Source organism: Microbacterium yannicii, from assembly GCF_024055635.1.
Taxonomy (GTDB): Bacteria; Actinomycetota; Actinomycetes; order Actinomycetales; family Microbacteriaceae; genus Microbacterium; species Microbacterium yannicii.
Genome location: NZ_JAMXMB010000024.1, coordinates 1 through 22091, shown reverse-complemented (window position 1 = coordinate 22091; position 22091 = coordinate 1). Strand labels below are relative to the sequence as shown.

Genomic DNA, 22091 nt, shown 5'->3' with positions numbered 1-22091 from the left:
GCGGCCGGCGGACGCGGCAGAAAACGCATGTCAGGGGACGGATGCCGCGACCCTAGACTGATGCCGTGCTCGAGAACCCTCGCTCTCCGCGTGTCCGCGCCGTCGCGAAGCTGACGAAGCGGAGCGCGCGGCAGGAGACCGGGCTCTTCCTGCTCGAAGGTCCCCAGGCCGCGCGCGAGGCCTTGGCCTATCGGCCTGACACGCTCGTCGAGCTGTTCGCGACGCCGTCGGCGCTCGAGCGGCACGCGGATGTGCGCGATGCCGCGAAGGATGCCGGCCTGGAGGTCGTCTACACCACCGAGGCCGTCCTCGACGCGATGGCCGACACCGTGACACCGCAGGGCATCGTTGCGGTGGCTCGGCAGTCGCCGACATCGCTGCGGGACATCTTCGCGTCCGGCCCGCGCCTCGTCGCCATCTGCGAGGAGGTGCGAGACCCCGGCAACCTCGGCACCATCATCCGCGCGGCCGATGCCGCGGGAGCGGACGCCGTCATCCTCACCGGGCGCACCGTCGACCCGTACAACCCGAAGGTCGTCCGCGCGACGACGGGCTCGCTCTTCCATGTGCCGGTCGCGGTGGGCGCCGACCTCGCGACGGCTGTCGAGAAGGCCCGCGCGGCCGGCGTGCGCGTCATCGCCGCCGATGTCGGGGGAGGGGACTTCCTCGCCTCCCGTGACCTGCTCGCCGAGCCGACCGCCTGGCTCTTCGGCAACGAGGCGCGTGGTCTCGAGGACGACGCCCTGTCGCTGGTCGATCTCTCGTTGCGGCTGCCGATCTACGGCGCCGCCGAGTCGCTGAACCTCGCGACCGCCGCCAGCGTCTGCCTGTACGAGACCGCCTTCGCGCAGCGCGCCGCCGGTTGAGCCGCTTGCATTCCGACCCTGTTACGGAACGGTAAAGGCTCGAGAGTCCTACTGGCCGAGTGTCCTCGCTCGCCCCTAGGGTGAACGCTATGACGCCCGACGACAGTGCGCCGGCACCAGATGCAGCCGGACAGGCGACGCCGACGAGCAACATCTCGGTCCGCCGTGGTGACCCCCTCGTCCAGATCTCGAACGTGCAGAAGCACTACGGAGAATTCCAAGCACTCAAAGACATCGATCTGACCGTCAACCGCGGCGAGGTCGTCGTGGTGATCGGCCCGTCCGGCTCGGGCAAGTCGACACTGTGCCGCACGATCAATCGCCTCGAGACGATCACGAGCGGCACGATCGCGATCGACGGCAAGGAGCTGCCGAAAGAGGGCAAGGGCCTCGCGGGTCTGCGAGCGGATGTCGGGATGGTCTTCCAGTCCTTCAACCTGTTCTCGCACCTGACGATCCTCGAGAACGTCACGCTGGGCCCGATCAAGGTCAGGAAGATGAAGAAGGCGGATGCCGAGACCGTCGCCCGGCAGCTGCTGGAACGGGTCGGCGTCGCCCAGCAGGCATCCAAGCTCCCCGCACAGCTGTCGGGCGGCCAGCAGCAGCGTGTGGCGATCGCGCGCGCGCTCGCGATGCAGCCGAAGGTGATGCTCTTCGATGAGCCGACGAGCGCGCTCGACCCCGAGATGATCAACGAGGTGCTCGACGTGATGGTCGGCCTCGCCCAGGACGGCATGACGATGATCGTCGTGACGCACGAGATGGGATTCGCCCGCAAGGCAGCCGACCGGGTCGTGTTCATGGCCGACGGGCAGATCGTGGAAGAGGCGACTCCCGAGGAGTTCTTCACGAATGCGCAGAGCGCTCGCGCCAAGGACTTCCTCTCGAAGCTCCTGACCCACTGACCGGCGCAGCGCCGACCCGCGCAGGACGATCCCGACTTCACCCCGCACCGACATACGGAACCCGTGGAAACACATGCAACAGGAGGAACACACATGCGCAAGACAAAGATGATCGCCGGCCTGGGCCTGGCCGCAGCCGCCCTGCTGACCCTCACCGCGTGCAACAGCGGCACGCCGGGGGCCTCACCGTCCGAGTCGACCGGCGGCGGCGACGAGGAGACCTCGAGCACGCCCTGGGAGGTCGCCACCGACGTCACCATCGAAGGCAGCCCCACATTCGACGCCATGACGGAGCGCGGCTCGGTCAAGGTCGGCGTCAAGGAGGACCAGCCTGGTCTGGGCTACCTCGACCCCACCACCGGCGAGCGGACCGGCTTCGACATCGACATCGCACGCTGGATCGCGGCATCCCTCGGCTTCGACGAGGATCAGATCGAGTTCACCGCGATCCCGTCCGCGAACCGCGAGCAGGCGATCGTGAACGGCGACATCGACTACTACGTCGGCACGTACTCGATCACCGACAAGCGCAAGGAGCAGATCTCCTTCGCGGGTCCGTACTTCATCACCGGCCAGGGTCTGCTCGTCGCGGCCGACAACGACACGATCGACGGCCCCGACTCGCTCACGTCCGACATGGTGGTGTGCTCGGCCACCGGCTCCACGTCGATCCAGCGCATCAAGGATCTGGGTACGGCCCAGACCAAGGAGTACGACACGTACTCCGCGTGCGTCGAGGACCTCAAGAACGGCCAGGTGGATGCGGTGACCACCGACGAAGCGATCCTCATCGGCTACGCCGCGCAGGACCCCGACAACCTCAAGGTCGTCGGTGACGTCTTCAGCGAGGAGCGCTACGGCGTCGGTCTGGCGAAGGGCGACACCGCGCTGCAGGAGTACATCAACACGATGTTCACCGACGGCGGCGACGTCTGGCAGCAGATCTTCGACAACAACCTCGGTGACGCGGGTGTCGAGGGCGAGCAGCCCGAGGTCGATTCAGCCATGTGACCGGATCCCGTGGCGCCGCCTCGGCGGCGCCACGGGATGTCCCTGATCAGGTTCGGATGAGGAAGGCGGCACGGTGGGAGTCATCACAGACAACCTCGACCTGTGGAACGAGGCCCTCGTCGGCACGTTGGTGCTGTTCTTCGGCGGCGGTCTGATCGCGCTCGTGCTCGGCTTCATCGTCGGCGCGATGCGAGTCTCACCGGTGCCGATCGCGCGGGCCGCGGGCGGCATCTACGTCAACTGGATCCGCAACACGCCGCTGACGCTGGTCATGTTCTTCTTCGCGTTCTGCCTCCCGATCCTGCTGGAGCAGCGGGTGTCGCCGATCGTGCTGGCGACCGCGGCGCTCGGCATCTACACCGCCACCTACGTGGCGGAGACCATCCGTTCCGGCGTGAACACAGTTCCCGTCGGGCAGGCGGAGGCCGCGAGGGCCCTCGGCCTCACCTTCGGACAGGTCATGTCCCTCATCGTGCTGCCGCAGGCGACCCGTTCGGTGATTCCTCCGATGATGAGCGTCTTCATCGCCCTTCTCAAGAACACGACAGTGGCCGCCGGATTCTCGGCGGTCAACCTCGGCTCCGTTCGTTCCAACCTCAGCGAGGTCGGCGAGAACCAGCTCGTCGTCCTCCTGTGGGTCATGGTCATCTTCGTGGTGCTGGTGCTGCTCCTCGCATGGCTTCAGCGATTCGTCGAGCGCAAGTGGAGGATCGCGCGATGAGCGGCTCCGTCCTGTACGACGTCCCCGGACCGCGGGCGGTCGTCCGCAACCGCATCATCGGCGCCGTCACCATCCTTGTGGTGCTGCTGTTCGCGGGCTGGGTGGTCTGGCGTTTCTACGAGACCGGGCAATTCAGCCCCGAGAAGTGGGAGCTGTTCACCTACGCCTCCATCTGGATGCTGTTCCTCGAGGCGACGTGGAACACGCTCGCCGCCTTCGGCGTCGCGGCAGTCGGTGCGATCATCCTCGGTTTCGTCCTGGCGCTCGGCCGCATGTCCGACCACGCGTGGGTGCGTGTGCCGGTCAGCTGGATCGTCGAGATCCTGCGCGCGATCCCGGTGCTCATCTTCATGATGCTGCTGTACTACGGGCTGCCCGTGATCGGGGTCAAGATGTCGCCCTACTGGGCCGTCGTCATCGCTCTGATCGCGTACAACGGCTCGGTGCTCGCCGAGGTGATCCGTGCGGGCGTCGAATCGCTGCCGCGTGGCCAGAGCGAGGCGGGCTACGCCATCGGCCTGCGCAAGGCCGGCGTCATGCGGCTCGTCCTGCTGCCGCAGGCGATCCGGGCGATGCTGCCCGTCATCATCTCGCAGCTCGTTGTCACGCTGAAGGACACCGCACTCGGCTTCATCATCACGTACCACGAGCTGCTCTACCTCGTGAAGCTGCTGGGGTCGCAGGCACTGTACAACTCGCCGCTCATCCCCTCGGCGATCATCGGCGGCTCGATCTATGTGGCCCTCTGCCTTGCGCTGTCGTACGTCGCCTACATCGTCGAGAAGCGCACGCGCCGGTCGCCGAAGGTGACGACGGTGGCCGCGGCGGCTCAGCCCGGTCAGGGCGGCACCGACACCGAGCTGATCGTCGCGCAGTCGGATATCCGCACGGGCGGCGGCGCCTGACACCGGTCCGACCGGGTCACGGCCGAGCGCGGGCGACGAGCAGCCGTCGCTAGACTCGTCTCTCGTGTCAGACGCTGCTGAGAACACCGAGATCACGCCCGAGGCGGTGAACGCCGCCGTCGACGCCGCCCTCGCAGCGATCGACGCCTCGGCGGACACCGCGGCGTTGAAGGCCGCACGGTCCGCGCACGCCGCAGAGGGCTCGCCGCTGGCGAAGCTCAACGCGCGACTGCGCGAGGTCCCGAACGACAAGAAGGCCGAGTTCGGCAAGCTCGTCGGTCAGGCACGCGGCCGCGTGAACCAGGCGCTGGCCGCCCGCGAGGAGGAGCTCGTCGCGGCGGAGACCGCCGCGAAGCTCGAGGCGGAGCGTCTGGACATCACGGCGCTCCCGGCCCGCGCACGCGTCGGGGCGCGGCATCCGATCTCCCTCCTCCAGGAGCAGATCGCCGACATCTTCGTCGGGATGGGCTGGGAGATCGCAGAGGGTCCCGAGCTCGAGCACGAGTGGTTCAACTTCGACGCGCTGAACTTCGACGTCGACCACCCGGCGCGTCAGATGCAGGACACGTTCTTCGTCGACCCCGTCGACCGGCACCTCGTGATGCGCACGCACACGAGCCCGGTGCAGGTGCGCTCGATGCTCGAGCGCGATCTGCCGCTCTACGTGCTGTGCCCAGGGCGGGTCTACCGCACCGACGAGTACGACGCGACCCACCTGCCCGTGTTCACGCAGTTCGAAGGCATCGTCGTCGACAAGGGCATCACCATGGCGCACCTCCGGGGCACCCTCGACCACGCCGCCAAGGTGCTGTTCGGCCCTGAGGCGAGGACCCGGTTCCGCGCGAACTTCTTCCCCTTCACCGAGCCGTCGGCCGAGCTCGACCTCTGGCACCCGACCTTCAAGGGCGGAGCCCGGTGGATCGAGTGGGGCGGCTGCGGCATGATCAATCCCAACGTGCTGCGCGCCGCCGGGATCGACCCCGAGGAGTACTCCGGCTTCGCGTTCGGCATGGGCGTGGAGCGCACGCTGATGTTCCGCAGCGACGTCCAGGACATGCGCGACATGGCCGAGGGCGATGTCCGCTTCAGCGAGCAGTTCGGAATGGTGGTCTGATGCGCGTCCCACTCTCATGGTTGCGTGAGTACGTCGATGTTCCGGCGGATGCCTCGCCCGAGGACGTCCTCGCGGCGCTCGTGCGCGTCGGGTTCGAAGAGGAGGACGTGCACCGCTTCGAGCTGCTGGGCCCCATCGTCGTCGGCGAGGTGCTCGAGTTCGTCGAGGAGCCGCAGTCCAACGGCAAGACGATCCGCTGGTGCCAGGTGCGCGTCGCGCCGGACGGCGAGACCGCGGCGGACGGCGGCGACGCCGTGCACGGCATCGTCTGCGGCGCCCGCAACTTCTTCGCGGGCGACAAGGTCGTGGTGACGCTCCCGGGCGCCGTGCTTCCGGGGCCGTTCCCGATCGCCGCGCGCAAGACGTACGGGCACGTGTCGGACGGCATGATCGCCTCCGCCCGCGAGCTCGGCCTCGGCGAGGAGCACAGCGGAATCCTCCGTCTCGTGGAACTCGGCATCGACGCGCCCGTCGGCACCGACGCGATCTCACTGCTCGGCCTCGACGACGTCGCCGTCGAGATCAACGTGACTCCCGACCGCGGGTACGCGCTCTCGATCCGCGGTGTGGCCCGCGAGTACTCGCACTCGACGGGTGCCGCGTTCCGCGACCCCGCCGAGCGCGCGTGGGACGAGATCGCCCCCGGTCAGGGGTTCCCCGTCACCGCCGACGACACCGCGCCGATCCGCGGCCGGGCCGGCGTCACCGAGTTCGTGGCGCGCGTCGTGCGCGGCGTGGACCCCACCAAGCCCACGCCGGCGTGGATGATCGCGCGGCTGTCGCTCGCCGGCATCCGCTCGCTCGGCATCCTGATCGACATCACCAACTACGTGATGCTCGAGCTCGGGCAGCCCATCCACGGCTACGACCTCGACAAGCTGCAGGGCGGAATCACGGTGCGCCGCGCTACGGCGGGCGAGAGGCTCGAGACGCTCGACGGCAAGGTCCGCACGCTGGACCCCGAAGACCTGCTCATCACCGACGACTCCGGCCCGATCGGTCTCGCGGGCGTCATGGGCGGCGGCGCCACCGAGATGAGCGACGCGACGCGCAACGTGCTCATCGAGGCTGCGACGTTCGACACCGTCTCGATCGCGCGCACGGCGCGCCGGCACAAGCTGCCCAGCGAGGCCTCGCGCCGCTTCGAACGCGGCGTCGATCCGCTCGTGCCGTTCGTGGCCGCCCGCCGCGTCGCCGACCTGATGGAGGAGTACGCCGGAGGCACGAGCGACGACGCCTACGGCGCGGCGCTGTTCGCCGAGGTGTTCATGCCCGGCATCGAGCTTCCGCCGCTGTTCGTGCAGCACCTGATCGGGGTCGACTACACGCCGGGGGAGATCGAGACCGCGCTGCGCCTCATCGGCTGCGAGGTGGTGCCGGCCGAGGACGACGCCGCCGGCTGGCAGGTGATCCCGCCGTCGTGGCGCCCCGACCTCACCGACAAGTGGACGCTCGCCGAGGAGGTCGCCCGCATCGAGGGCTACGACCGCATCCCGGCGTTGCTGCCTCTGCCGCCCTCGGGCCGCGGGCTCACCCCGGCCCAGCAGGGCCGCAGTCGCGTCGCCAACGCGCTCGCGGCGGCCGGATACGTCGAGACGCCGTCGTTCGGATTCACCACCGAGGAGCAGAACGACCTGCACGGCTCGCCGTCCGGCGAGCACCTGCCGAGCATCAAGCTGGCGAACCCGCTCGACGGCCAGTCGCCGTTCCTGCGCCGGTCGCTCGTTCCGGGCCTGCTGCAGGTCGCGCACCGCAACGTGGCGCGCGGGCTGACCGACCTGTCACTGTTCGAGACGGGTGTCGTGTTCCTCCCCGAGCCCGGTGTGCAGTACGGCACGTCGCACGTGCCCCCGCTGGCCGTGCGCCCGGATGCCGCGACGCTGGCCGAGCTGGACGCCTCCATCCCGCCGCAGCACCGGCACATCGCCGTGCTGCTCACCGGCAACCTGGTTGCCAAGCAGCCCGGGCTCGCGCCGGTGGCCGCAGAGCTCGCCGACGCCTTGGATGCCGTCCGCACGATCGCCGCCGCGGCCGGCGTCACGATCGACGTGGCACAGGGTGAGCGCGCCGCGCTGCACCCCGGCCGTACCGGCATGCTGTCGGTCGCGTCGGCGAACGCGGGGGATCGCGTGGAGGTCGGGTACGTCGGCGAACTGCTGCCGGCCGTGGCCGAGGCATCCGATCTTCCCGGTCGTGTGGTCGTCGCAGAGCTCGACCTCGATCTCGTGCTGTCGCTGGCGGGGGAGAAGGTCGTCGCCGCGTCGCTGTCGGGCTTCCCCGTGGCGACGCAGGACGTCTCGCTCGTGCTCTCCGCCGACGTGCCGGCCGCCGAGGTGCAGGCCGCGCTCGTCGAGGGCGCGGGCGAGCTGCTCGAGTCACTGCGTCTCGTGGACGACTATCGCGGGCAGGGCGTGCCCGAGGGGGCCAAGAGCCTCACGTTCGCGCTGCGCTTCCGCGCTCCCGACCGCACGCTCACGGCCGCCGAGGCGACCGAGGCGAAGCTGGCCGGCGTCGCCACGGCGACCGAGCGCTTCGGCGCCACGCTGCGCGAGTAACCCGCCGCCCGCTGTCGAGAGCCCGTGCTGTCACCGATCGCCCACGTCGCGACCGGTGCACGACACGGGCTCTCGGTGACGGCACGGGCTGTCACCGCGTCGGGCGGGATCTGCTGGGGGCGGAGACGGATGCCGCGACCTGGCTGGTCTGGTTGGGTGGTGGCATGACCGACGTACTGGTGCTGGGCGGGACGGGTTGGCTGAGCGGGCGCATCGCCGAGAAGTGGACGGATACCGGAGCCGCCGTGACGTGCCTGGCCCGGGGTCGGCGCGAGGCGCCGTACGGTGCCACCCTCGTCGTCGGCGACCGGGACGATCCGGGCGCGTACGACGCGGTCGCCGGTCGCGACTGGGACGAGATCGTCGACATCTCGTCGAACCCGGCGCACGTCGCATCCGCCCTCGAGGCGCTGGCGGACCGCACGCGGCACTGGACGTACATCTCGACGGTGTCCGTCTACGCCACCAACGACGAGCCGGGCGCCGATGAATCGGCCGAGCTGCTCCCGCTCGGCGACCCCGATGCGGACGAGGACTACGGTCGCGCGAAGGTGCGGGCCGAGGCATCCGTCCGTGACTCACTCGGATTCCGCGCGGCCATCGTCCGTCCGGGCCTGATCGTCGGCCCGGGAGACCCCACTGACAGGTTCGGCTACTGGGTGGGCCGGTTCGCCCTTGCCGGCGACGGGGACGTGCTCACGCCGGAGGCGACGGAGCGCGGAGCGCAGGTGATCGACGTCGACGACCTCGCGGAGTTCGTGCAGGCGATCGGGCGCGAGCGGTGGACCGGCGTCGTGAACGCGGTGGGCGATCCCGTCGGCCTCGACCGGCTGCTCGCGGATGCGCGCGAGGTGGCAGGTCACACGGGAGCCGTCGTGCCGGCGGCAGATGCCTGGCTGGAGGCGCACGATGTCGCCTACTGGGCGGGGCCGCGCTCGCTGCCGCTGTGGCTTCCCGCCGACATGCCGGGCTTCTGGACGCGGTCGAATACCGCATACCGGCTGCTGGGCGGCCGGCTCCGGCCGGTGCGCGAGACTCTCGCGCGCACGCTGGCGGATGAGCGCGAGCGCGGGCTGGACCGCGAGCGACGCGCGGGGCTCGCGCGGTCGGATGAGCTCGCCCTGCTTGATCTTCTCGGTGACCGCCGCGCCTGACCTCGCCCGGCGAGATCGTGTGTTCTCGCCGAAGACCCATGAACGCCGCGCGCCGGACGTGTGATCCCGGCGAGAGCACATGACGCCGCCGGTCACGTTCGATTTGCGGATGCCGCGACCGGGCGGCTATCGTCGGCGCATGCCTTCGGCGACCCAGGGACCCTCGACGCTCGTTCCGAGCGTCGTTCCTGCGCGCCGACGCCGTCTGGGCCAGCGCCGACTCTAGGCGACCCTGCACCGCCGTCCTCACCATGGACGTCTGCGAGCGGGCGTCGCCGCCTGTAGCTCCCGCACCCAGACTCTAAGGTGGAATCCATGACATATTCGGTCGCCGTCTCCGGCGCATCCGGTTATGCGGGCGGCGAGATCCTGCGGATCCTCGCCGCGCATCCCGACGTCGAGATCCGCACCGTGACCGCGCACTCCAACGCGGGACAGCCGCTCGTCCAGCATCAGTCGCACCTGCGGTCGCTGGCCCACCTCATCCTCGAGCAGACCACGCCCGAGGTGCTCGCGGGACACGACATCGTCTTCCTGGCGCTGCCGCACGGGCAGTCGGGGCAGTACACCGACGTGCTCGGCGACACGCCCGTCGTCATCGATGCGGGCGCCGACCATCGCCTCGAGTCCGTCGCCGACTGGGATCGCTTCTACGGCGGCGACTTCCACGACCCGTGGGTGTACGGCGTTCCCGAGCTCCCGGTCGCCGGATCGAAGCAGCGCGACCGCCTCGTGGGCGCGACCCGGATCGCCGCTCCCGGCTGCAACGCGTCGACCGTGAGCCTGAGCCTCGCTCCGGGCGTCGCAGCCGGAGTCATCGACCCCTCCGACATCGTCACGGTGCTCGCCGTCGGACCGTCCGGCGCCGGCAAGAGCCTCAAGACGAACCTGCTGGCCAGTGAGGTCCTCGGCACCGCGAATCCGTACGCGGTCGGCGGCACCCACCGGCACATCCCCGAGATCCGTCAGGCGCTCGCCGCCGCCCGCCCTTCGACAGGCTCAGGGACCGCGTCGACGGATGCCGCCGACCAGGGCATCCGCATCTCGTTCACCCCCGTCCTGGTGCCGATGTCGCGGGGGATCCTGGCGACCTCCACGGCGCCCATCACGCCGGGCGCCACCGACGACGAGATCCGCGCCGCGTGGGAGGCCGCCTACGGCGACGAGACCTTCGTCCAGTTGCTGCCGGTGGGGGAGTTCCCTCGCACGGCCGACGTGCTGGGCGCCAACACGGCGCTGATGGGTCTGGCGATCGACCGTGCAGCGAACCGGGTGGTCGTCGTGACCGCCGTCGACAACCTCGTCAAGGGCACGGCCGGAGCAGCCGTGCAGTCCATGAACATCGCGCTGGGCCTCGCAGAGGGCACCGCGCTCACCGTGAACGGAGTCGCCCCGTGAGCGTCACCGCGCCCCAGGGATTCGCAGCGGCGGGCGTCGCCGTCGGGCTCAAGTCGACGGGCAAGCCCGACGTGGCCGTGGTGGTCAACCGCGGCCCGCTCAAGGTCGGCGCCGCCGTCTTCACCAGCAACCGCGCCAAGGCGAACCCGATCCTGTGGTCGCAGGAGGCCGTCCGCGACGGCGTGGTCGAGGCCGTTGTGCTCAACTCCGGTGGCGCGAACTGCTTCACCGGGGCGTTCGGCTTCCAGACGACGCACCAGACCGCCGAGAAGGCCGCCGAGCTGCTGGGCGTGAGCGCGGGCGACGTCCTGGTCTGTTCGACCGGTCTGATCGGCACCGGCGACGAGGTCTTCCGCAGCAAGGTGCTCGCCGGCACCGAGCAGGGCATCGCCGAACTGTCGGACGACGGCGGGGAGGCGGCATCCCTCGCCATCATGACCACCGACTCCCGACCCAAGCGCGCGCAGGTGAACGGCGACGGCTGGTCGATCGGCGGCATGGCGAAGGGCGCCGGGATGCTGGCGCCGGGCCTCGCGACCATGCTCGTGGTGATCACGACCGACGCCGTCCTCGACGCCGCCCAGGCCGATGCGGCGCTCCGTCGGGCGACCGGACGCACGTTCGACCGGCTCGACTCGGACGGCTGCATGTCCACCAACGACCAGGTCACGCTCATGGTGAGCGGGGCGTCGGGCGTCACGCCCGACCCGGACGCCTTCGCCGCGGCGCTCGCCGAGATCTGCCAGGACCTCGCGCAGCAGCTGCAGGGCGACGCCGAGGGGGCGAGCCACGACATCACGATCCAGGTCATCAACGCCGCCTCCGAGCAGGAGGCCGTCGAGGTGGGCCGCTCGGTGGCCCGCAACAACCTGTTCAAGGCCGCGATCTTCGGAAACGACCCGAACTGGGGTCGCGTGCTCGCTGCCATCGGCACCACGCAGGCGCAGTTCGACCCTTACGACGTCGACGTGTGGATGAACGGCGTCCGGGTGTGCTCGCAGGGCGGGCCCGACGCACCGCGAGAGGACGTCGATCTGACCCCGCGCGCCACCGATCTCATCATCGACCTGAAGGTCGGGGCGGCCGAGGCGACGATCCTCACCAACGACCTCACGCACGACTACGTTCACGAGAACAGCGCCTACTCCTCATGACTGACCTGCAAGAGACCGATCCCGGCGAAGCCAGCGCGCGCGCCGTGACCCTCATCGAGTCGCTGCCCTGGCTCCGGCGCTTCCGCGACCAGATCGTCGTCGTGAAGTACGGGGGCAACGCGATGGTGAGCGAGGAGCTGCAGGATGCCTTCGCCGCCGACATCGCCTACCTCCGCTACGTCGGGGTGAAGCCGGTCGTGGTGCACGGCGGGGGTCCGCAGATCTCCTCGATGCTCGATCGCCTGGCCATCCCGAGCGAGTTCAAGGGCGGCTATCGCGTCACCTCCACCGAGGCGATCTCGGTGGTGCGGATGGTGCTCACCGGGCAGATCAATCCGCAGCTCGTCTCGAAGATCAACGCGCACGGCCCCGTCGCCACGGGGCTCAGCGGCGAGGACGCGGGCCTGTTCGGCGGCCGCCGCCGCGGCGTGGTCATCGAGGGCGTCGAGCACGACCTCGGCCGGGTCGGCGACGTCGTCGAGGTCGATCCGCAGCCCGTGCTCGACCAGCTCGCCGCCGGCCGCATCCCCGTGGTCTCGAGCATCGCGCCCGACCTCGACACCCCCGGCCACTCGCTGAACGTGAACGCGGATGCCGCGGCATCCGCTCTGGCCGTCGCGCTGGGGGCCGCGAAGCTCGTGGTGCTCACCGACGTGGCCGGGCTCTACGCCGACTGGCCCAACCGCGACTCTCTCGTGTCGCACCTGACGGCGGCCGAGCTGCGGGCGATGCTGCCCTCGCTCGAGTCGGGCATGATCCCGAAGATGGCGGCGTGCCTGGAGGCCGTCGAGGGCGGCGTGGAGACCGCGGCCATCATCGACGGGCGGGTGCCGCACTCGGTGCTCGTGGAGATCTTCACCAGCAAGGGAATCGGAACAGAGGTGGTGCTCGGATGACGTGGCAGGACGATGCGGGGCGCGACCTCGTGAAGAGCTTCGGTGCTCGTATGCAGATGTTCGTGCGCGGTGAGGGCTCCTACCTGTGGGATGCCGACGGCAAGCGCTACCTCGACTTCCTCGCAGGGATCGCGGTGGACTCGCTCGGCCACGCCCACCCGGTGTTCGTCGACGCGATCGCGACCCAGGCGGCGACGCTCGCGCACGTGTCGAACTACTTCGCCACCCCGCCGCAGTTGGCGCTCGCGTCGACGCTGAAGCGTCTGGCAGGCACGGGCGACGAGGGCCGCGTGTACTTCGGCAACTCCGGCGCCGAGGCGAACGAGGCGGCGTTCAAGCTCGCCCGGCTGCACGGTGCCAAGAGTCGGGAGGCGGGCGCCGACCGTCCGCGGATCCTGGCGCTGAACGACGCGTTCCACGGCCGCACGATGGGCACGCTGGCGCTCACCGGCAAGCCGTACATGCAGGAGCCCTTCCTGCCGATGACCCCGGGCGTCGAGTTCATCGATTCCACGGTCGAGGCGCTCGAGGCGGCGATCGACGACCGCGTCGCCGCGCTGTTCGTCGAGCCCGTCAAGGGCGAGGCGGGCGTGCTGCCGCTGCCGGACGGCTACCTCGCCGCCGCCCGCGAGATCACCGAGCGCCACGGCGCGCTGCTGATCATCGACGAGATCCAGACCGGCGCCGGCCGCACGGGGGAGTGGTTCGCCTTCCAGCACGAGGGCATCACCCCCGACGCCATCACGGTCGCCAAGGGCATCGGCGGCGGGTTCCCGATCGGCGCGCTGATCACCTTCGGCAGCGCGAGCGAGCTGTTCTACCCGGGCACGCACGGCTCGACCTTCGGCGGCAACGCGCTCGGCACCGCCGTCGCGGGCGCCGTGCTGGGCGAGATCGAGCGCGCCGACCTGGTCCGCAACGCCGCCGAACGCGGCGTCCAACTGCGGGCGGCGATCGAGGGCATCGACTCCGAGCTGATCGACGGATGCCGCGGCTCGGGGCTGCTGATCGGCGTGGGGCTGCGGCATCCCGTCGCCAAGGCGCTCGTGGCGGCCGCGCAGGAGCACGGCCTCGTCATCAACGCCCCCAACGACGAGACCATCCGGCTGGTACCGGCCCTCACGATCGGCGACGTCGAGATCGACGAGTTCGTCGAGCTCTTCACGGCTGCGATCCGCACCGTGGAGGACGCCCTGGTGCTCGAGACCCCGACGGAGGTTCCCGCATGACCCGCCACCTGCTGCGCGACGACGACCTGACGCATGCCGAGCAGGACGAGATCCTCGATCTCGCCATCGCGCTGAAGAAGGACCGCTGGAAGCTCAAGACGCTCGAGGGCCCGCAGACCGTCGCGGTCATCTTCGACAAGTCGTCGACCCGCACGCGCGTGTCGTTCGCCGTCGGCATCGCCGACCTGGGCGGCTCGCCCCTCATCATCTCGACCGCCAACAGCCAGCTCGGCGGCAAGGAGACGCCCGCCGACACGGCGCGGGTGCTCGAGCGTCAGGTGGCCGCGATCGTCTGGCGCACCTACGCGCAGGCCGGCCTCGAGCAGATGGCGGAAGGCACGCGGGTGCCGGTCATCAACGCGCTCAGCGACGACTTCCACCCGTGCCAGCTGCTCGCTGATCTGCTCACCATCAAGGAGCACAAGGGCGAGCTGAAGGGTCTCACGCTGGCGTTCTTCGGCGACGGCAAGTCGAACATGGCGCACTCCTACGTGCTCGCCGGCGTCACGGCCGGAATGCACGTGCGCGTCGCCTCACCGGAGACGTACGCGCCGCGCGACGATGTGATCGCCGATGCGGATCGACGTGCGGCCGAGACCGGCGGTTCCGTCACCCTCTACACCGATGCGAACGAGGCGGCGGCCGGCGCCGACGTGGTCGTCACCGACACCTGGGTGTCGATGGGCAAGGAGGAGGAGAAGCTTGAACGGCTGCGCGACCTCGGCGGGTACAAGGTGACGCAGGAGCTCATGGCGCTCGCGCAGGACGACGCGATCTTCATCCACTGCCTGCCGGCCGACCGCGGCTACGAGGTCGACGCCGAAGTCATCGACGGGCCGCAGAGCGTGGTCTGGGACGAGGCCGAGAACCGGCTGCACGCCCAGAAGGCGCTGCTGGTCTGGCTGCTCCGCCAGGACTGAACGCGGCGGCGCGGAAGAAGCCTGTCGTTGAGCGAGCGAGGCGAGACGAAGCGCGCTGAGCCGCGCAACGACGGCTGGCTCGCGTCGCGCTGGGCGCGGCTCAACGGCCCCGGCCGCATCGCGGGGGTCGATCTCGCGCGCGGCCTCGCCGTGCTGGGCATGTTCGCGGCGCACCTGCTGTGGATCAGCGGATCGTTCGACGCGGCGCAGCCCACCACGTGGATCACGGTCGTCCAGGGACGTTCGTCGATCCTGTTCGCGACGCTCGCCGGCGTCTCGATCGGCCTGATGACGGGCGGGCGCGTGCCGCTGCCGGCGGACCGCATGACGACGGCGCGGGGGCGGCTCGCGGTGCGGGCGGGCCTGTTGTGGGTGCTCGGCATCCTCCTCATCGCCACGGGCGTGCCGGTCTACGTGATCCTCCCCGCGTACGCGCTGATGTTCCTGCTGGCGTTGCCGCTGACGTCGCTGCCCGCGCGCGCGCTCCTGCTGCTCGCGGGCGCCCTGGCCGTGATCATGCCGTTCGTGCAGATCTTCCTCGACGCGCTGCCCTTGTGGAGCACCCCCGCCGGGTACTTCGTGTCGCTGGGACTCGGCTGGCACTACCCGTTCACCACCTGGATCGCGTTCGTCGTGGCCGGGCTCGGCGTCGCCCGTGCCGGTGTTTCGCGACTGCGCGTGCAGGTGTGGCTGGTCGTCGCCGGCGCGGTGCTCGCGCTGATCGGCTACGGAACGGATGCCGCCACCGGCGCCGGTCCGGAAGCTGAGGCTGCTTCGTACCTGGGGGCCCTGTGGACGGCGAGGCCGCACTCCACGGGGCTGCTCGAGGTCATCAGCTCCGGCGGCTTCGCGCTCGCCGTGCTGGGCATCTGCCTGCTCGTGTGCCGCACCCTGCTGAGGTGGGTCGTGCTGCCGCTGCGCGCCGTCGGTGCGATGCCGCTGACCGCGTACACGCTGCAGCTCGTCGTGTGGGCCGCGATCGCCGCCGCGATGCTCGACCGTGTCGGCGACCTCGCCGGCTTCCGCGCGCTCGAGCCGTTCTGGCCGCTGACGATCGGAACCGTCGTGCTCTGCACGGCGTGGGCGCTTCTCATCGGACGCGGCCCACTGGAGACGGTGCTGGATGGCGCGTCTCGCTTCGCCGTCCCGGGCGACCGACGGCGGGCGCGATCGGCGCCGTCATTCACTCCCTGAGTGCGGCGGAACAGCCCGTGGTCGCCCCGACGCGGAGCGAGCGTGCCCGGGGCCTGCGGATAGGCTGGGCGGGTGAGTGAATCGAAGGCTGACGGCACCAACGAAGGCGCACTGTGGGGAGCTCGCTTCGCCACGGGACCCTCCCCGGAACTGGCCGAGCTCAGCCGATCCACTCACTTCGACTGGGACCTCGCGCTCTACGACATCGCCGGCTCCCACGCGCACGCCAAGGCGCTCGCCGCCGCGGGGTACCTCACCCCGGACGAGGAGCGCGCCATGCACGACGGTCTCGACGTGCTCGCCCGAGGCGTGACCGACGGCACACTGCTGCCCGCGGCATCCGATGAAGACGTGCACGGCGCGCTCGAACAGGCGCTGATCGGCGTCGTCGGCACAGAGCTGGGGGGCAAGCTGCGCGCCGGCCGCAGCCGCAACGATCAGATCGCGACGCTCGTGCGGATGTATCTGCTCGACCACTCGCGCACGGTCGCCCGCGAAGTGCTCCGTCTCGTCGACGCGCTTGTGTCGCAGGCCGAAGCGCATCCCGACGCGATCCTGCCGGGCCGCACGCACCTGCAGCATGCGCAGCCGGTGCTGCTGGCGCATCACCTGCAGGCCCACGCATGGCCGCTGCTGCGCGATCTCGAGCGCCTGCGCGACTGGTCCGCCCGCGCCGCGGTGTCTCCGTACGGCGGCGGCGCGCTCGCCGGCTCGACGCTCGGTCTCGATCCGCAGCTCGTCGCGCGCGAGCTCGGCCTCGCCCGGCCCGCCGAGAACTCCATCGACGGCACATCGTCGCGCGACGTCGTCGCCGAGTTCGCGTTCATCGCGGCGATGATCGGCATCGACGTCTCGCGTTTCGCGGAGGAGATCATCCTCTGGAATACGCGCGAGTTCGGGTTCGTGACGCTCGACGACGGATACTCGACGGGTTCGAGCATCATGCCGCAGAAGAAGAACCCCGATATCGCCGAGCTCGCGCGAGGCAAAGCGGGACGTCTCATCGGCAACCTCGCCGGGCTGCTCGCGACTCTCAAGGCGCTTCCACTCGCGTACAACCGCGACCTGCAGGAAGACAAGGAGCCGGTCTTCGACTCGGTGCGCACGCTCGAGACCGTCCTGCCCGCGTTCGCCGGCATGGTGGCGACGATGCGGTTCCACACCGACCGCATGGCGGCGCTCGCTCCCCAGGGCTTCTCACTCGCGACCGACGTCGCCGAGTGGCTGGTGAAGCGCGGTGTGCCGTTCCGTGACGCGCACGAGATCTCGGGCCACCTCGTTCGCATCTGCGAGGAGAACGGGCTCGAGCTGCATGAGGTCACCGATGAGCAGCTCGCGTCGGTGTCGTCTCACCTGTCGCCCGACGTGCGCGAGGTGCTGAGCGTCGAGGGATCCGTGGCGAGCCGCACCGGAGTCGGCGGCACGGCTCCGGTCAGAGTGGCAGAGCAGCGGGCGGAACTGATCGAGCGCGTTCAGGCGACCGCCCACGCCCTCGGGCTCTAGCCTTCTGGTCCACGGCGGCGATCACCAGATCGCGAGACGCACGAGCGCGCCGACGACGCATGCCCACACGAGGCTCGCCAGGGTTCCGATGATGAACCGCTCCCGTGCCTCGGCGCTGGCGAGCTCGGAGAACCGGCCGATGCCCTTGAGGGCCACGACCACCGCGATCGCCTCGGGGAACCCGGCGATGATCCCGAGCACCACGGCGACGCGTTCGAGGTAGCCGATGGTCGTGCCCCCGCGCATCACCTCGCGGACGGCGCCGGAGCCTTCGCCGGCGACCGCGCCGGGCACGGAGGGCGCTCGCAGGAGGATGCCGCCGTTGTCGCCTTCTTCCACGCGCCCATGGCTCGCGACGTCGAGGATGCGCCGCGTGATGGGGTTGCCGCCCAGGACCGCCAGTGCGGTTCCGAGCAGTGCGATGCCCAGACCGAGAAGGAGCGGAACGTTGACGGGCGACACCGTCACGGCGAGCAGGCACAGCACCACGAGGACGCCCGCCACGATGAGCGGGATGTCGGCCGGCTTGCGAAGACTCACGATGACCAGCACGAGCGCGGCGCAGAGGGCGAGGAACAGGAAGATCGCGAGCGCGGCGGTAAGCACGACGTCGGGGAGGACCATGGCGTCAGTCTGGCATGAGCTCCCGACGGCGCCCCGGTGCGCAGCCCGTGTGCGCAAAGCCGGTATTCGCACCGGCGGCTCAGCCTTGTTCGTGCGGCGGGATGGCGGCTGTCGCGTCGTCCAGGCGTGCAAGCACGCGTTCCAGCGCGGGGACGGCCGACTCCTCCACGCGCAGCGCGGCGGCCTTGGCACGCAGGCTGATCGCACCTTCCGACACACCCAGGCGCGCAGCGGCGTCACGTTGGGTGAGCCCGTCGGCGAGCAGGTCGTAGACCTCCCAGCCCTCCGGCGTCCGGCGGTCGCGCAGTTCGACCAGCAGGCGGACCAGGGCTTCGGCATCCTCTCCGCCCGCCGGTGCGGTGACGGCGATTCGAGTCGGTGTCTTCTTGGCGCGGTCGACGGCGTCCCTGGCGTTGATGAAGGCTTCGCCGCGTGCCGCGCGGACGCTCTGCGGGAGCGGCGACTCGACGTCGCCCACTCCCAGCCCGACGCTCCATTCGCCGGACCTCGTCAGCTCGAGCACGATCGACAGCACTGCCGAGGCGTCGGCGACCGCGACCTGCAGTTCGTCGCCGGCCGTGCGCTCCGGCGGCAGTGCGAGCCTGTCGTTGCCGTGCCGGGCCACGACGGCGAGGGCGGAGGGCACGGCGTCGGCGTTGACGCGACTGGCGCGCTGGTCGGCGGTGAGGACGTACATCGCTTCCTTTAGTCCAGGAGTTGAAGTAGGCGTCAGTTTAGCAGTGAAGCTTCATTGCGACAGTCGACAGGCTAAAGCGATAGCCACTTCAGCCTCACGGCTATAGCTGGGAGGGCTATACCGGCCCGCACATCGGCGACGGGATGCGGCGGTGCGATGCGGATGCCTCGACTCGGCGTCGTCGTCGAGGCGAGGCATCCGTCCACCCGCCGTCACCCGCCGCGCGCGCAGGGGCCTGCGATCGCGCTGATAGCCTGGCTCGCGTGTCTGAAACCCTCGTGAGCGTGACGGCGCCTGCGATCGACCCGACGTTCGAGAACGTCTGGGACGAGATCGTGTGGCGTGGACTCGTGCAAGTGTCCACCGATCAGGAGGCGCTGCGCGCCCTTCTCGCCGGGGACCCGATCACGTACTACTGCGGGTTCGACCCGACCGCGCCGAGTCTGCATCTCGGTAACCTCGTGCAGCTTATGACGATGCGCCGCCTCCAGCTCGCGGGCCACAAGCCGCTGGGACTCGTGGGCGGATCGACCGGCCTCATCGGCGATCCGCGTCCCTCGGCCGAGCGCACCCTCAACACCAAGGAGACGGTGACCGAGTGGGTCGGGTACCTGCAGTCGCAGGTCGAGCGCTTCCTGAGCTTCGAGGGTGACAACGCGGCACGCATCGTCAACAACCTCGACTGGACGGCGCCGATGAGCGCCATCGACTTCCTGCGCGATATCGGCAAGCACTACCGCGTCGGCACGATGCTCAAGAAGGACGCGGTTGCGGCGCGCCTGAACTCCGACGCGGGGATCAGCTACACCGAGTTCAGCTACCAGATCCTGCAGGGCATGGACTACCTGGAGTTGTACCGTCAGTTCGACTGTGTTCTGCAGACCGGCGGCAGCGACCAGTGGGGCAACCTCACCAGTGGCACCGACCTCATCCACCGCGTCGAGGGCGTCTCGGTGCACGCGATCGGCACGCCGCTGATCACGAACAGCGACGGCACCAAGTTCGGCAAGAGCGAGGGCAACGCGATCTGGCTCGACGCGGCGATGTGCAGCCCGTACCGCATGTACCAGTTCTGGCTCAACACCGACGACGCCGACGTGATCCAGCGCCTCAAGATCTTCACGTTCCTGACCAGGGCCGAGATCGAGGACTACGAGCGGCTCGTCGCCGAGGAGCCGTTCCGTCGCGCCGCGCAGAAGCGCCTGGCGCTGGAGGCGACCGGAATCGTGCACGGGACGGATGCCACGGCCGCCGTGATCGCGGCATCCGAGGCCCTCTTCGGCCAGGGCGACCTCGCCGCGCTCGACGCGACCACGCTGCGTCAGGCGCTCGAGGAACTGCCGAACGCCACGGTCGCGGCCGGCACTCCGGTGCTGCAGGCGCTTGTCGACACCGGACTGGTCGCGAGCCTGTCGGAGGGCCGCCGCGCGATCGCTCAGGGCGGCGTCTCGCTCGACGGCGCAAAGATCGAGGACGATGCTGCGACGGTGTCGGGTGCGCTTCCCGGCGGTGTCTCCGTGCTGCGGCGGGGCAAGAAGACGCTCGCGGGCGTCTTCGTCGGCTGACGCGGCGCGGTGAGCAGCGCGACGCCGGCGGTGGGGTGACGGATGCCGTTCACCCCCAGCCATGCCGTCGTCGCGCTGCCGTTCGTCCGTACGCCGCTGGTGCCCGCCGCGATCGCGATCGGCGCGATGACGCCGGATCTGCCCCTCTTCGTCCGAGGACTCCCGCTCCACTACGGACGCACGCACGCTTTCGGGTGGCTGCCGGCAACGGTGCTGCTGGCTCTCGTCCTGTTGCTCGCCTGGCGGTGCGTGCTGCGCCCCGCCGCGCGTGAGCTGTCACCGCGGTGGCTGGCCGTCCGTCTGCCAGGGGAGTGGGATGCCGGCGCCGGCGCCGCCTGGCGCGAGACGTTCTCGATCCCCCCGGCGCACGCACGGCGCGCACCGTGGACCGGGATGCTGCTGCTCGTCCTCTCGCTGCTCATCGGCGTCGTGACCCACATCGTGTGGGATCTGTTCACGCACGAAGGCCGCTGGGGCTCGGTCGTCATCCCCGCGCTGGGGGCGGAGTGGGGACCGCTGCCCGGCTACAAGTGGCTGCAGCATGGGTCGAGTGCGATCGGTCTCGCGATCATCGGAGTGTGGATGCTCGTGTGGCTGCGGCGACGGCAGGCTGCGGCATCCGTTCCGCGCGTCCTGACCGACGCGCTGCGCTGGGTGTGGTGGGCCTCGCTCCCGGTCGTGCTTGCGGTGGCCTGGGTGTGGGGCCTCGCGGTGCACGGTCCGCTCGACGCCGAGTTCACGTCCGCGCACCTCGCCTACCGGGTGCTGCCCCCGGCGTGCGCGGTGTGGGGTGCGGCGACGGTGGTGGTCTGCATCGTGATCCAGGTCCTGCGCGCGCAGTCCGCCGCGCAGGCCCGACCGACCTGACGGGCGGACGATACCCCCCACCGCATGGCCGGGCCAGGGGCTGCCTGGTGCCTCGCCCGCGTCGTAGCGTTCCGGAATGCACGTGGAACGACCGGGTGCGCAGCAGTGGGTGCCGGAGGATCCCGACCTCGACCGCATGCGAGAGGCGGTGCAGGGATGCCGCGGCTGCGAGCTGTGGCGGGCGGCGACGCAGGCCGTGTTCGGCGAAGGCGCCCCGGCCGCGCGGCTCATGCTGGTGGGGGAGCAGCCGGGAGACCGGGAGGACCGGGAGGGCGAGCCGTTCGTCGGCCCGGCCGGTCGCGTACTGGCGGAGGCGCTCGAGGCCGCCGGCATCGATCGCGAGGATGTGTACGTCACCAACGCGGTCAAGCACTTCCGCTTCGAGGAGCGGGGCAAGCGCCGGATCCACCGTCGCCCCGATGTGGGACACATCACGGCGTGCCGGCCGTGGCTCGAGGCCGAGGTCGCCGCGGTGGATCCGGACGTCGTGGTCTGCCTCGGCGCCACGGCCGCCCGTGCGGTGCTCGGCCGCGTGGTCAAGATCGGAGCCGAGCGCGGCACGCCCCTCCAGAGCGGCGGACGCACGGTGGTGGTGACCATCCACCCCTCGGCTGTGCTGCGTCTGCGCGATTCGCGGGAGCGGAGCGAGGCGGTCGCGGGACTGACCGCCGATCTGCGCTTCGCCGCGGAGGCTGCTCGACTCGCGAAATCCGCGTGATTCCGCGGTTGTGGGGGTGCGACACGCCCGGGGTGCGGGTTGGATTCGACGGGTGGGCGGGTCGCACGTAAAGTATTACTTGTTCGCCCCAAAGG

Annotated in this window: 20 protein-coding genes; 18 read left to right on the top strand and 2 right to left on the bottom strand. The window is 70.2% G+C overall.

Features of this window, described 5'->3' with window-relative positions:
* Positions 1-65 precede the first annotated feature (65 nt).
* The 15 genes from NCG93_RS09565 (at position 66) to argH (ending at position 17525) form a co-directional block, all read left to right on the top strand.
* On the top strand, positions 66-866 hold the full coding sequence (locus tag NCG93_RS09565) for a TrmH family RNA methyltransferase (protein WP_194413853.1): 801 nt from the start codon (positions 66-68) through the stop codon (positions 864-866).
* A gap of 89 nt (positions 867-955) precedes the next feature.
* Positions 956-1771 (top strand): amino acid ABC transporter ATP-binding protein, encoded by an 816-nt coding sequence (locus tag NCG93_RS09560; RefSeq protein WP_206687595.1) that lies wholly within the window; start codon positions 956-958, stop codon positions 1769-1771.
* A gap of 93 nt (positions 1772-1864) precedes the next feature.
* A complete protein-coding gene (locus NCG93_RS09555) occupies positions 1865-2782 on the top strand; it encodes a glutamate ABC transporter substrate-binding protein (RefSeq protein WP_194413852.1) in 918 nt (305 codons plus the stop codon).
* 73 nt (positions 2783-2855) lie between these two features.
* A complete protein-coding gene (locus tag NCG93_RS09550) occupies positions 2856-3503 on the top strand; it encodes an amino acid ABC transporter permease (protein ID WP_194413851.1) in 648 nt (215 codons plus the stop codon).
* Positions 3500-4408 (top strand): amino acid ABC transporter permease, encoded by a 909-nt coding sequence (locus NCG93_RS09545; RefSeq protein ID WP_194413850.1) that lies wholly within the window; start codon positions 3500-3502, stop codon positions 4406-4408. Before NCG93_RS09550 ends, NCG93_RS09545 begins: the two co-directional genes overlap by 4 nt.
* 64 nt (positions 4409-4472) lie before the next feature.
* Positions 4473-5522 carry a phenylalanine--tRNA ligase subunit alpha gene (pheS, locus tag NCG93_RS09540; protein WP_194413849.1) on the top strand — a complete coding sequence of 350 codons (1050 nt, stop codon included), beginning with the start codon at positions 4473-4475 and terminating at the stop codon, positions 5520-5522.
* The gene (pheT, locus tag NCG93_RS09535; protein WP_194413848.1) at positions 5522-8077 is read left to right on the top strand and encodes a phenylalanine--tRNA ligase subunit beta; all 2556 of its coding nucleotides are present in this window, start codon (positions 5522-5524) and stop codon (positions 8075-8077) included. Before pheS ends, pheT begins: the two co-directional genes overlap by 1 nt.
* Before the next feature lie 164 nt (positions 8078-8241).
* Positions 8242-9231, top strand: coding sequence for an NAD-dependent epimerase/dehydratase family protein (locus NCG93_RS09530; protein ID WP_194413847.1), 990 nt, complete (start codon positions 8242-8244; stop codon positions 9229-9231).
* A gap of 315 nt (positions 9232-9546) precedes the next feature.
* Positions 9547-10629: an N-acetyl-gamma-glutamyl-phosphate reductase gene (argC, locus tag NCG93_RS09525; RefSeq protein ID WP_194413846.1), complete on the top strand. Its 1083-nt coding sequence runs from the start codon at positions 9547-9549 to the stop codon at positions 10627-10629.
* Positions 10626-11783, top strand: a complete 1158-nt coding sequence (gene argJ, locus NCG93_RS09520; protein ID WP_194413845.1) for a bifunctional glutamate N-acetyltransferase/amino-acid acetyltransferase ArgJ — start codon at positions 10626-10628, stop codon at positions 11781-11783. The genes argC and argJ overlap by 4 nt, the downstream gene beginning before the upstream one ends.
* Positions 11780-12679, top strand: a complete 900-nt coding sequence (gene argB / locus NCG93_RS09515) for an acetylglutamate kinase (protein ID WP_194413844.1) — start codon at positions 11780-11782, stop codon at positions 12677-12679. Before argJ ends, argB begins: the two co-directional genes overlap by 4 nt.
* A complete protein-coding gene (locus tag NCG93_RS09510; RefSeq protein ID WP_194413843.1) occupies positions 12676-13908 on the top strand; it encodes an acetylornithine transaminase in 1233 nt (410 codons plus the stop codon). Before argB ends, NCG93_RS09510 begins: the two co-directional genes overlap by 4 nt.
* Positions 13905-14828, top strand: a complete 924-nt coding sequence (gene argF, locus NCG93_RS09505) for an ornithine carbamoyltransferase (RefSeq protein ID WP_194413842.1) — start codon at positions 13905-13907, stop codon at positions 14826-14828. Before NCG93_RS09510 ends, argF begins: the two co-directional genes overlap by 4 nt.
* A 27-nt stretch (positions 14829-14855) precedes the next feature.
* A complete protein-coding gene (locus NCG93_RS09500; protein ID WP_194413841.1) occupies positions 14856-16022 on the top strand; it encodes a heparan-alpha-glucosaminide N-acetyltransferase domain-containing protein in 1167 nt (388 codons plus the stop codon).
* Between the two features lie 72 nt (positions 16023-16094).
* Entirely contained in the window at positions 16095-17525 is a 1431-nt protein-coding gene (argH, locus tag NCG93_RS09495; protein ID WP_194413840.1) for an argininosuccinate lyase, read from the top strand.
* Positions 17526-17546: 21 nt separating this feature from the next.
* On the opposite strand, the gene NCG93_RS09490 is transcribed toward argH, so the two are convergent.
* Both NCG93_RS09490 and NCG93_RS09485 read right to left on the bottom strand, forming a co-directional pair.
* Positions 17547-18149: a hypothetical protein gene (locus tag NCG93_RS09490; protein WP_194413839.1), complete on the bottom strand. Its 603-nt coding sequence runs from the start codon at positions 18147-18149 to the stop codon at positions 17547-17549.
* Positions 18150-18228: 79 nt separating this feature from the next.
* Positions 18229-18846 carry a DNA-binding protein gene (locus tag NCG93_RS09485; protein WP_194413838.1) on the bottom strand — a complete coding sequence of 206 codons (618 nt, stop codon included), beginning with the start codon at positions 18844-18846 and terminating at the stop codon, positions 18229-18231.
* Between the two features lie 278 nt (positions 18847-19124).
* On the opposite strand from NCG93_RS09485, the gene tyrS reads away from it, so the two are divergent.
* The 3 genes from tyrS (at position 19125) to NCG93_RS09470 (ending at position 21996) form a co-directional block, all read left to right on the top strand.
* Positions 19125-20411, top strand: coding sequence for a tyrosine--tRNA ligase (tyrS, locus tag NCG93_RS09480; protein ID WP_194414892.1), 1287 nt, complete (start codon positions 19125-19127; stop codon positions 20409-20411).
* Between the two features lie 42 nt (positions 20412-20453).
* Complete coding sequence (locus NCG93_RS09475; RefSeq protein ID WP_194413837.1) at positions 20454-21278, top strand: DUF4184 family protein; 825 nt, start codon at positions 20454-20456, stop codon at positions 21276-21278.
* 76 nt (positions 21279-21354) lie between these two features.
* Positions 21355-21996 (top strand): UdgX family uracil-DNA binding protein, encoded by a 642-nt coding sequence (locus tag NCG93_RS09470; protein WP_194413836.1) that lies wholly within the window; start codon positions 21355-21357, stop codon positions 21994-21996.
* The last annotated feature ends 95 nt before the right edge of the window (positions 21997-22091 follow it).